This window comes from Xanthobacter sp. 126 (assembly GCF_000526175.1).
GTDB lineage: Bacteria > Pseudomonadota > Alphaproteobacteria > Rhizobiales > Xanthobacteraceae > Xanthobacter > Xanthobacter aminoxidans.
The window spans coordinates 665,289-674,759 of the sequence record NZ_JAFO01000001.1 but is presented as its reverse complement, the minus strand read 5'-3'; the positions used below and the strand labels follow the sequence as shown (position 1 = coordinate 674,759).

Genomic DNA, 9,471 nt, shown 5'->3' with positions numbered 1-9,471 from the left:
AACGGGATCAGCGGCATCATGCGCTATCTTCCCCTCACCCCCGATGACCGCGCCGAGATGCTCGCGCGCATCGGCGTTCCCTCGGTGGATGATCTGTTCGCCGACATTCCCGCCGCCCAGCGCGCGCATGAGCTGCCGCGCCTCGCGCTCCACAAGAGCGAGATGGAGGTGGAGCGCGCGCTCTCCCGCCTCGCCGCGAAGAACATGCCGGCCGGGTCGGTGCCCTTCTTCGTCGGCGCCGGCGCCTATCGCCATCATGTGCCGGCGAGCGTGGACCACCTGATCCAGCGCTCGGAATTCCTCACCTCCTACACGCCGTACCAGCCGGAGATCGCGCAGGGCACCCTGCAATATCTCTTCGAGTTCCAGACGCAGGTGGCCGAGCTGACGGGCATGGAGGTGGCCAATGCCTCCATGTATGACGGCTCCACCGCCGCCGCCGAGGCGGTGCTGATGGCCCATCGCGTCACCCGCCGCCGCAAGGCGCTGCTGGCCGGCAACCTGCACCCGCACTATCGCGCGACCATCGAGACCGTCTCGCGCTATGCGGCGGACGAGGTGGTGGCGCTGGCGCCGGTGCCCAAGGGCGGGGAAGACATCATCGCCGCCATCGATGCCGGCTGCTCCTGCGTGGTGGTGCAGTCCCCCGACGTGTTCGGCAACATCGTGGACCTGAAGCCCATCGCCGAGGCGGCCCACAAGGCCGGCGCGCTGCTCATCGCCGTGTTCACCGAGGCGGTCAGCCTCGGCCTCATCGAGCCGCCGGGGGCGCAGGGCGCCGACATCGTGGCGGGCGAAGGCCAGTCCATCGGCAATGCGCTGAACTTCGGCGGCCCCTATGTGGGCCTGTTCGCCACGCGGCAGAAGTTCGTGCGGCAGATGCCGGGGCGCCTCGCCGGCGAGACGGTGGATGCGGAAGGCCGGCGCGGCTTCGTGCTCACCCTCTCCACCCGCGAGCAGCACATCCGCCGGGAGAAGGCGACCTCCAACATCTGCACCAATTCCGGCCTCTGCGCGCTGGCCTTCACCATCCACATGAGCCTGCTCGGCCAGACCGGCCTCGTCCGCCTCGCCCGCGCCAACCACGCGGCGGCCTGCGACCTCGCCGACCGGCTCGCCGCCGTGCCGGGAGCGAGCGTGCTCAACGACACCTTCTTCAACGAATTCACCCTGCGCGTGCCGGGCAAGGCAGCGGACGTGGTGGAGAAGCTCGCCGCCAAGGGCATCCTCGGCGGCGTCCCCTGTTCCCGCCTCGCCCCGAAATCGGGGCTCGACGATTTGATCCTCGTCGCCGCCACCGAGACGACCAGCGAGGACGACCGCGCCGCTTATGCCGCGGCCCTCAAGGAGGTGGTGGGATGAGCGACGATGACTGTCGGCACCTTGGGTGGTCTTTAGGGAAGGCGTTTAAAGCGCTTTCAGTTTTAGCCGCGAATCCAGGTGAATTTCGCGAACGGCTCAGATGGGCAGTCGAAGAACTCAGCGTAATTCCGAGAGACGGCCTTCCAGCACACATCTGCGAACAATTGAGGTCTATCGACTCTCGAATGCTAGCTGGCTACACCCCCGGCCCGCCTCCGCACCACTACACTCAAGCCGACGAGAACATTAGGAAAATTAGAGGCAAGAAAAGAGTTCAGCTTGCCAATGATATTATTCTCGTATGCATGGACATCGCAGAGGCGAACGGAGCCAAACTGAAAGGCGTTCACTCATGAACCGCGAAGGCCGTGGCGCGACGACGCCGCAGATCGTCGGCGGTGGCTCGGAAGGCCCCCTCACCTTCACCGGCAACCGGGGGCTCGACCTTGAGGAAGGCCTGATCTTCGAGATCGGCCGCACCGAGGTGACGGGCGTGGACATCCCCGAGCCCGCCCCGTTCAAGGACCGGCTCGGCGCCCACAAACGCACCGCGCCGCTGGAGCTGCCCGGCCTCTCCGAGCCGGAGGCCATGCGCCATTACGTGCGCCTCTCGCGCATGAATTATGGCATCGACAGCGGGCTGTTCCCTCTCGGCTCCTGCACCATGAAGCACAACCCGCGCCTCAACGAGAAGATGGCGCGGCTGCCGGGCTTTGCCGACATCCACCCGCTCCAGCCCCTCTCCACCGTGAAGGGCGCGCTGGAGCTGATGGCGGAGCTGTCGCGCTATCTGCTCGAACTCACCGGCATGAAAGCCGTGGCGCTCACCCCCAAGGCCGGCGCCCATGGCGAACTGTGCGGCATGATGGCCATCAAGGCCGCCCATGCGGCGCGCGGCGAGGCGCAGCGCAACGTGGTGCTGGTGCCGGAGAGCGCCCACGGCACCAACCCCGCCACCGCCGCCCTCATCGGCTATGAGGTGCGCTCCATCCCCGCCCGCGCTGACGGCACGGTGGACCCGGAGGCGGTGAAGGCCGCTTTGGGGCCGGAGGTGGCCGCGCTCATGCTCACCAATCCCAACACCTGCGGCCTGTTCGAGCGGGACGTGGTGGCCATCGCCGAGGCGGTGCACGGGGCTGGTGCCTATTTCTATTCGGACGGCGCCAACTTCAACGCCATCCTCGGCAAGGTGCGCATCGCCGACCTCGGGGTCGATGCCATGCACATCAATCTGCACAAGACCTTCTCCACCCCCCACGGCGGCGGTGGTCCGGGTGCGGGGCCGGTGGTGCTCTCCGATGCCCTCGCCCCGTTCGCCCCGGTCCCGGCGCTGGTCGCCACGGCCGATGGGCTGGTGCTGGTGGAGGACCAGGGTGCGGACGGCGCCGAGCAGGCCCTCGGCCGCATGAGCGCCTTCCACGGCCAGATGGGCATGTTCGTCCGCGCCCTGTCGTGGATGCTCTCCCATGGCGCCGACGGCATGCGGCAGGCCTCCGAGGACGCCGTCCTCTCCGCCAATTATGTCCGCGCCTGCCTGATGGATGTGATGAGCGCCCCCTTCGCCGAACGCCCGGCCATGCACGAGGCCCTGTTCGACGACACCTGGCTGGCGGACACCGGCATCTCTACCCTGGACATCGCCAAGGCGCTGATCGACGAGGGGTACCACCCCATGACGGTCTACTTCCCGCTGGTGGTCCACGGGGCGATGCTGATCGAGCCGACGGAGAGCGAATCGAAGGCCTCCCTCGACCTCTTCCTCGGTGCCCTGCGCGACCTCGCCATGGCGGCCAAGATGGCGGCCAAAACGGGGGACAAGGCGCGCTTCCTCGGCGCCCCCCATTACGCCCCCCGCCGTCGTCTGGACGAGACCCGCGCCGCCCGCGCGCCGGTTTTGCGGTGGGTTCGGCCCGAACCGCTCCCGAACGCCGCCGAATAGGTGGGGTGAACGCACCTGACAGGGTGGTGTGAACCACCCTTTCGTCCGTGCCGGGAGGGGGTATGCTCAGGCCATGTTCTCCCCCCTCCCCCTCCTGCGCCGCATGCGCCACGGCATGACTCTCGGTGTCCGGGTACTGGCCACCGACCCGGCCGGACGGCTGCTTTTGGTCCGACATACCTACGTGTCCGGCTGGCATTTTCCCGGCGGCGGGGTGGATCTGGGCGAGACCGCCGAACAGGCGGCCCGGCGCGAACTGCGGGAGGAGGCCAATGTGGAGGCCGAGGGGCCACTGACAGTTTCCGGCTGTTATTTCAATCCTTTGGTCGGGGGGCGGGACCACGTTGTCCTGTACCGGACGGCGGCTCTGGTGATCGGTCCCCGGCCCGCGCGGAACCTCGAAATCGTCGCCGCCGACTTCTTCCCGCCCGACGACCTGCCTTCCGACACCAGCCCCGCCACCCTGCGCCGCATCGCCGAATGGCAGGGCGCGCCCCCCTCCGACCGCTGGTGAGGCGCCCTGTCACGGGCGATTGACCGGCGCGGATTGGATAAATACCGCCGCCCGCGCTATCGTGGCGGCTGTCGTTTCATCCCAACCGGCGCGCCATGTCCGTCACCTTGTCCCAGGAAACCGAGGTTTCGCAACGGCTTGTACCGCATGCCGATGGCGCGGCCGCGTCTGGACCGGGCATGGGCCGCGCCGGTCTCATCGGCCTCGGCGTGGCCTTGGCCATGCTCTGTGCGGGCGGGCTGGCGCTGTGGGCGCGCTACGGCGCGGCCGTGTTCTTCGATCTCCTGAGCGCCGGCTTTTCCGGCTGCCTCTGAGGCTTCCCCGACCGCCCCCAAGGCCTTGAAAACATGTCGCCACGCACGAAGATCATTGCCCTTTTCTCGGCCTTCGCCGCCGGCGCCCTCATCCTCGTCACCGCCGTCACCCTGTTCCTGCCGGAGCCGCCGCCGAAGGTAACGGGCCAAGCGGCGGTGGGCGGCCCCTTCAGCCTCACCGACCAGAACGGGCAGCCGATCACCGAGGCTGCCCTCAAGGGCAAGCCAACGCTCATCTTTTTCGGCTTCACCCACTGCCCGGACGTGTGCCCGACCGCCCTGTTCGAGATGTCGGAAATCTTCAACGCGCTGGGGCCGGACGCGAGCAAGGCGCAGGCCTTCTTCGTCTCGGTGGACCCCGAGCGGGACACGCCGGACGTGCTCAAATCCTACGTTTCGAGCTTCTCGCCGCAAATCGTCGGACTGTCGGGCACACCGGAGGCCACCGAGCAGATCAAGCGGGAGTTCCGCGTCTATTCCCGCAAGGTCCCGCTGAAGGACGGCGACTACACCATGGACCACACCGCCGTGGTCTATCTCATGGACAAGGAAGGCAATTTCGTCGCGCCGTTCAACTCCAAACGCCCTCCGGCCGAGGCTGCGGCGGAGCTGAAGCGCTACTTCTGAGCCCTCCGCCGCCGCCGCGATGGGCGGCGCCGTGCTCGGTCTTCTGCCAGTGGTACGGCCTGCGGATCAGCTCGATCACCGCCCGCCACGCCGCAACCGACAGTAGCAGCCAGTAAAAGGGGATGCCCACGATCGTCCGCCAGCCCGGCCTCATGCCCCGCCGGCCGAGCCCGACGGTCATGGTCGCGGCCGCGCCAGCGTAGCCGGCGATGAGGGTGGTGTAGGTGAGCGCGCTCGTCACCACCTCCGCCATGTGGGTGCACGGCAGCCCGGCGACGCCGCGAACGATATCGGCGATGAACAAGGCAAGGCACAGCGGATGCACCAGCGCCGCCGCATAAGGCCCGGCCGTGAGCAGCACCAGCGCGAGCGTACCGCCCCGACCGAGATCGCGCACCAGCGCCCGCGGCCGGCGGCCGTGCACCAGCAGGGTCTGCGCCCAGCCCTTCAGCCAGCGGGTGCGCTGGCCGATCCAGGCGCGCCGCGTGACGGGTGCCTCCTCGAAGGTGGTGGAGGAAATGACCCGTGTCTGCCAGCCGGCGCGGGCGAGACGGATGCCAAGGTCGGCGTCCTCGGTGACGTTGTAGGGGTCCCATCCTCCCACCTGATCGAGCACGCGGCGGCGGAAATGGTTCGAGGTGCCCCCGAGCGGAATGGGGAGGCCGAGGGCGCTGAGCGCTGGCAGCAGAACATCGAACTGGCCGGCATATTCGGCGGCGAACTGGGCCGAGATCCAGCTGTCGCCTCCATTGTCGATGCACAGCCGCGCCTGCACGCAACCCACCTTCGCCCCGCCTGCACGGAAGGCGGCGACGGCCCGGCGCAGCTGATCGGGCTCCGGCAGATCCTCGGCGTCATAGATCGCGACGATGCTGCCGCGGGCGAAGGGCAGTGCTGCTTCCAGCGCCTTGGGCTTGGTACGGGGCCCAACCGGCGCGATCACCACCTCCGCCATGTGCGGCGGCAACTCGAGCGCAGCGATGGCTGCGCGGGTGGCATGGTCGTCCGCTTCGACCACAAGCTTGATATCGAGCTTCTCGGGGGGATAGTCGAGCGCCGAGAGGGCGGCGACCAGCAGCGGCAGGCTGGCCGTCTCGTGATAGAGCGGCACCAGGAGGGAATAGACCGGCAGGAACCGCGCATCGAGGGCCCGCATCGGCTCCTCGGGTGGCACATAGAGGCAGCCGGCGAGTCGCAGGGCGATCCACGCCAGGAAGACGAGCGAAAGAGCCGCCTGAACGGCGAGAAGGCCCATTTCCGGCGCCAGTGCCAGCAGCAGCGCGAGCGGCAGGCCGATGGCGGCGGCCGCGAGCCCGACAATGCGGCCGGGCCGCAGTGTCGACGCCGATTTGAGCGGATCGGACAGGACGAGACGTGCCGTCGCGGCGGCAGCGAAGCTGGGCGCGCAGACCAAGCCGATGCGTCGGGCGAGCGCCGCCGGGCTGATCAATTCCACGCGCGAGGCAAGACCCGCATCCCGCTTCAGCCCCCGTCGAAGCCGCCGGACGATGCGGCCACGCGCCGCCATCACGAAGCGCGGGCGCCCACTGCCGGTCCCCAGCATGAGGGTGCCTGTGCGCAGCACGGCCTCCGCCATCGCCGGGTCGTCCGGCAGGTTCGCCAGGTTTGGCGCCCCAACGGGAAGACCGAGATCGCGGGCAAGGAGACGCGAGGCGGTTTCGTCATCAAGTACGCCCGAGGCGACCAGCACCTCGTCGACACCGACCCCGACGAGCCCGGCTCGCACGGCAGCCGCATGCAGTTCGTCGGCATCCACATGATCGCGATAGGGACGAAGCTCGGAGGCCAGCACGGGGCGCGGGAGGGATCCCGGCAGCGAGACGGCAGCGGCCACATCATTCTGAGCGCGGACCCGCTCGCGCCCAAGGTCGCGATGGTCCTCGCCCGCGTCATGGCTTACATGGCTTCGCCCCTTGCGGGCGGCACCGGCATCCCCCACCATGCCCCGACCCTCATGCAACCCTAGGGTAAGCTTGCCGCAATGCTTCCACCAGCCTCTTTCCTGAGCATCCGTGCGGCCCGCCGCACGCCCACGCTTCAGGCCGGCCTCAAAGCTCTGGTTCTGGCCACGGTGGCGTTGATGGCAGGGGCAGCAGGGGCCCAGCAGCAGCCGGCGCAGGGCGGCCCCCCGCCGCTGGTGGAACGGGCCGACAAGATCGCCATCACGCCGGTCGTCGTGCCGAATTTCTGGAACGTGGAGCGTCGGCTTGAGCGCCCCGATGCCGCCAAGCTCCCGAAGGAGTTGCGCTTCGTCACGACGGACGATTACCCGCCCTTCAACTTCATCAATTCCACCGGAGCCCTTTCCGGCTTCAACATCGATCTGGCGCGGGCGATCTGCGCAGAACTTTCCGTCACCTGCAGCTTCCAGACCGCGGCGTTCGCCAATGTGGCGGACGTGGTGGACCAGGGCAGGGCGGAAGCGGCCATCGCCGGCCTCGTTGCAACCCCGGCTTCCCGGGCGACGCTGGATTTCTCCGAGCGTTACCTCGGCACGCCGGCGCGCTTCGTGGGCCGCAGCCAGGAGACGCTGGCGAAGGCGACGCCCGAAGAGGTGGCTTCCAAGAAGGTGGCCGTGGTGAGCCGAACCGCGCATGAAGCCTATCTGCGCTCCTTCTTCAACGAGGCCGCCATCCGCCCCTACGCCGACCTCAAAGCGGCGCAGGAGGCGCTGAAGGCCGGGCAGGTGGACCTTCTGTTCGGCGACGGCATCACCCTCGCGCTCTGGCTGAACGGCACCGACAGCACCGGCTGCTGTCGCTTTGTCGGCGGTCCCTTCACCGAAAGCCGCTTCTTCGGGGACGGCTTTTCCGTGGCTGTAAAAGAGGGCAACGATACCCTGCGCCACGCCATCGACTTCGCCCTCCAGCGCATCTGGGAGAAGGGCGTCTATACCGACCTTTATCTGCGCTGGTTCCCGGTCGGCTTCTACTGACTCGCCCCAACGGAAATGCCGGGCCGGCGCTCAGGCGCCGCCGGGCGGCTGGCCGGCGATGAGCCGTGCCGTGCGCTCGATCGCCGGCGCATCATCGGCGAGGCGATCGGTCAAGAGGTGCAGCCAGTTGAAGCCGATATAGAGGCCCAGGAGGTCGTCGATCTCCGATGCATGGATCTCTCCGCGGTCCGCTGCGCGTTCGAACATGTGGCGCAGGTCGCGGAGCCGGTCGGGCAGGAACTTGTCGCGCAGCGCTGAAAGGGCAGCGTCGGTCGTCTGGGCTTCGGCGATGAGTGCCCGGAAGATGCTGCCGGACGGCGTGTCCCGCCAGAATCCCCACAAGGCGCAGGTATAGGCGAGAAGATCGCTCCAGAGGGCGCCGGAATCGGGCAAGGCCATGTGGCTCGCCTTCTCCGCCGTGTAGACGTCGATCAGCAGGTCTGCCTTGGTCGCCCACCAGCGATAGATGGTCGGTTTACCGGCCCCGGCGCGCCGCGCCACCTCCTCGATGGAAAAGCCGGCATAGCCCCGTTCCGCGAGCAGCGCGCGCGCTGCCGTCAGAATGGCCGCCTCCGCATCCGGATTGCGCCGTGCGCCTATAGATGAGCGCCGGCGATCGGCATGGCTGGTGTCGGGCATCTGGAGGCCTTCCGGAATTTCCTCTTGCATAACGAAACGGGTCGTATATATCAAACTATATAGGAACGGATCGTTTCGTTTATATCAATCCATGCCACGCTGCTTCGGGAGATGATGCCATGAGCAGTCTCGCCATTCTCGCCCACCTCCGCTTTCTGGGACTGATGATGATCGGCGCCTATGCCCTCATCAACGCCATCCTGGCGCTCCTGTCGCCCCTCACCGCGGGATGGCCCATCTGGGCCTCCACGCTTCTCGCGGTTCCGCCCATGGTGATGGGCATGGTGCACCTCGTGCTGCCCCTCGCACGGCGGCACCTCTCTCGTTCCGACGGCACGCGGGCGTGAGCCGAAACGAAAGAGCCGCCCCGTTCGCACGGGACGGCTCCTGCAGATCGACGCAAAGCGGGAGACAAGGCTTCGCGGAAGGGAAGGCTCAGTGCCGCGGCGCCGGCAGGCCGAGCTGCGAGGACGGAGCCGGGCGAGCCGCCTCGGTCCGCTTGTGCTCGCGACGGGCGGCGCGGGCCTCACGACGATAACGGCCCTGCCGCGCCCAGGTGACAACCCCGCCGGCGATGACCCCGACGATCACCGCAGCGAAGATGATGGCGAACAGCGGCAGGGTCACCGACAAAGCGGGATGGTCCGGCGCGAACGGATCAAGGGAAAGGATGACCGGCTTTCGATTCGCAACCGCGAGCGCAATCGCAAGGATCGCCAGGGGCAGGCCGATGAGGATGGAGAGGAAGCGGCTCACGGGGCCTACTTTCCAGTGTTGAGACGCTCGCGCATCTCCTTGCCGGTCTTGAAATAGGGAACGGTCTTCTCGCTTACGTCCACCTGCTTGCCGGTGCGCGGGTTGCGGCCGACACGGGCGTCGCGCTTCTTCACCGAGAAGGCGCCGAAGCCGCGCAGTTCGACACGATCACCGCGCTCCAGCGCGGATGCGATCTGCTCCAGGATGGCGTTGACGATGTTCTCCACATCCCTCTGGTAGAGGTGCGGATTGGCCTCGGCGATCTTCTGGACGAGCTCGGACTTGATCATGTTGGCCCCAGTTCCCTCGAAATCATCCGCCGCAAGCAAGCCAAAGCCCTGCATCCCTAACGGTGGGCGGCCGG

The 9,471-nt window shown here is 67.8% G+C and carries 12 protein-coding genes; 8 read left to right on the top strand and 4 right to left on the bottom strand.

The genetic code is table 11. The annotated features are described in order from the left end of the window. Positions 1-18 precede the first annotated feature (18 nt). The 6 genes from gcvPA to XAN126_RS0103080 all read left to right on the top strand — a co-directional run bounded on the left by gcvPA (position 19) and on the right by XAN126_RS0103080 (position 4,756). The gene (gcvPA, locus tag XAN126_RS0103100) at positions 19-1,362 is read left to right on the top strand and encodes an aminomethyl-transferring glycine dehydrogenase subunit GcvPA (protein ID WP_024277140.1); all 1,344 of its coding nucleotides are present in this window, start codon (positions 19-21) and stop codon (positions 1,360-1,362) included. Continuing rightward, entirely contained in the window at positions 1,359-1,718 is a 360-nt protein-coding gene (locus tag XAN126_RS28105) for a hypothetical protein (RefSeq protein WP_155982202.1), read from the top strand. Before gcvPA ends, XAN126_RS28105 begins: the two co-directional genes overlap by 4 nt. Continuing rightward, positions 1,715-3,301, top strand: coding sequence for an aminomethyl-transferring glycine dehydrogenase subunit GcvPB (gene gcvPB / locus XAN126_RS0103095; RefSeq protein ID WP_024277139.1), 1,587 nt, complete (start codon positions 1,715-1,717; stop codon positions 3,299-3,301). The genes XAN126_RS28105 and gcvPB overlap by 4 nt, the downstream gene beginning before the upstream one ends. Positions 3,302-3,374: 73 nt before the next feature. After that, positions 3,375-3,815 (top strand): NUDIX domain-containing protein, encoded by a 441-nt coding sequence (locus tag XAN126_RS0103090; RefSeq protein WP_024277138.1) that lies wholly within the window; start codon positions 3,375-3,377, stop codon positions 3,813-3,815. 179 nt (positions 3,816-3,994) lie between these two features. Continuing rightward, positions 3,995-4,129 (top strand): hypothetical protein, encoded by a 135-nt coding sequence (locus tag XAN126_RS29220; RefSeq protein WP_280938286.1) that lies wholly within the window; start codon positions 3,995-3,997, stop codon positions 4,127-4,129. A 33-nt stretch (positions 4,130-4,162) separates the two neighbouring features. Next, entirely contained in the window at positions 4,163-4,756 is a 594-nt protein-coding gene (locus XAN126_RS0103080; protein WP_024277137.1) for an SCO family protein, read from the top strand. Here XAN126_RS0103080 and XAN126_RS0103075 read toward each other — a convergent pair. Continuing rightward, complete coding sequence (locus XAN126_RS0103075) at positions 4,701-6,719, bottom strand: glycosyltransferase (RefSeq protein WP_155982201.1); 2,019 nt, start codon at positions 6,717-6,719, stop codon at positions 4,701-4,703. The two genes, XAN126_RS0103080 and XAN126_RS0103075, sit on opposite strands and share 56 nt — an antisense overlap. A 138-nt stretch (positions 6,720-6,857) precedes the next feature. On the opposite strand from XAN126_RS0103075, the gene XAN126_RS0103065 reads away from it, so the two are divergent. Then, positions 6,858-7,712 (top strand): transporter substrate-binding domain-containing protein, encoded by an 855-nt coding sequence (locus XAN126_RS0103065; RefSeq protein WP_081762793.1) that lies wholly within the window; start codon positions 6,858-6,860, stop codon positions 7,710-7,712. Positions 7,713-7,742: 30 nt separating this feature from the next. Here the strand turns inward: XAN126_RS0103065 and XAN126_RS0103060 are convergent, their stop codons facing one another. Beyond that, positions 7,743-8,351, bottom strand: a complete 609-nt coding sequence (locus tag XAN126_RS0103060; protein ID WP_024277133.1) for a TetR/AcrR family transcriptional regulator — start codon at positions 8,349-8,351, stop codon at positions 7,743-7,745. A gap of 119 nt (positions 8,352-8,470) precedes the next feature. Between XAN126_RS0103060 and XAN126_RS0103055 the strand changes: the two genes are divergently transcribed. Further along, a complete protein-coding gene (locus XAN126_RS0103055) occupies positions 8,471-8,698 on the top strand; it encodes a hypothetical protein (RefSeq protein ID WP_024277132.1) in 228 nt (75 codons plus the stop codon). 88 nt (positions 8,699-8,786) lie between these two features. Here the strand turns inward: XAN126_RS0103055 and XAN126_RS0103050 are convergent, their stop codons facing one another. Together XAN126_RS0103050 and ihfB are read right to left on the bottom strand one after the other, a co-directional pair. After that, positions 8,787-9,107, bottom strand: coding sequence for a lipopolysaccharide assembly protein LapA domain-containing protein (locus XAN126_RS0103050; protein WP_024277131.1), 321 nt, complete (start codon positions 9,105-9,107; stop codon positions 8,787-8,789). 5 nt (positions 9,108-9,112) lie between these two features. Continuing rightward, a complete protein-coding gene (gene ihfB / locus XAN126_RS0103045) occupies positions 9,113-9,397 on the bottom strand; it encodes an integration host factor subunit beta (protein ID WP_024277130.1) in 285 nt (94 codons plus the stop codon). Positions 9,398-9,471 lie beyond the last annotated feature (74 nt).

Bases quoted from the DNA above. Each gene is read 5' to 3' on its own strand.
- gcvPA (WP_024277140.1), top strand. From the start codon at position 19: ATGCGCTATCTTCCCCTCACCCCCGATGACCGCGCCGAGATGCTCGCG.
- XAN126_RS28105 (WP_155982202.1), top strand. From the start codon at position 1,359: ATGAGCGACGATGACTGTCGGCACCTTGGGTGGTCTTTAGGGAAGGCG.
- gcvPB (WP_024277139.1), top strand. From the start codon at position 1,715: ATGAACCGCGAAGGCCGTGGCGCGACGACGCCGCAGATCGTCGGCGGT.
- XAN126_RS0103090 (WP_024277138.1), top strand. From the start codon at position 3,375: ATGTTCTCCCCCCTCCCCCTCCTGCGCCGCATGCGCCACGGCATGACT.
- XAN126_RS29220 (WP_280938286.1), top strand. From the start codon at position 3,995: ATGGGCCGCGCCGGTCTCATCGGCCTCGGCGTGGCCTTGGCCATGCTC.
- XAN126_RS0103080 (WP_024277137.1), top strand. From the start codon at position 4,163: ATGTCGCCACGCACGAAGATCATTGCCCTTTTCTCGGCCTTCGCCGCC.
- XAN126_RS0103075 (WP_155982201.1), bottom strand. From the start codon at position 6,719: ATGGTGGGGGATGCCGGTGCCGCCCGCAAGGGGCGAAGCCATGTAAGC.
- XAN126_RS0103065 (WP_081762793.1), top strand. From the start codon at position 6,858: ATGGCAGGGGCAGCAGGGGCCCAGCAGCAGCCGGCGCAGGGCGGCCCC.
- XAN126_RS0103060 (WP_024277133.1), bottom strand. From the start codon at position 8,351: ATGCCCGACACCAGCCATGCCGATCGCCGGCGCTCATCTATAGGCGCA.
- XAN126_RS0103055 (WP_024277132.1), top strand. From the start codon at position 8,471: ATGAGCAGTCTCGCCATTCTCGCCCACCTCCGCTTTCTGGGACTGATG.
- ihfB (WP_024277130.1), bottom strand. From the start codon at position 9,397: ATGATCAAGTCCGAGCTCGTCCAGAAGATCGCCGAGGCCAATCCGCAC.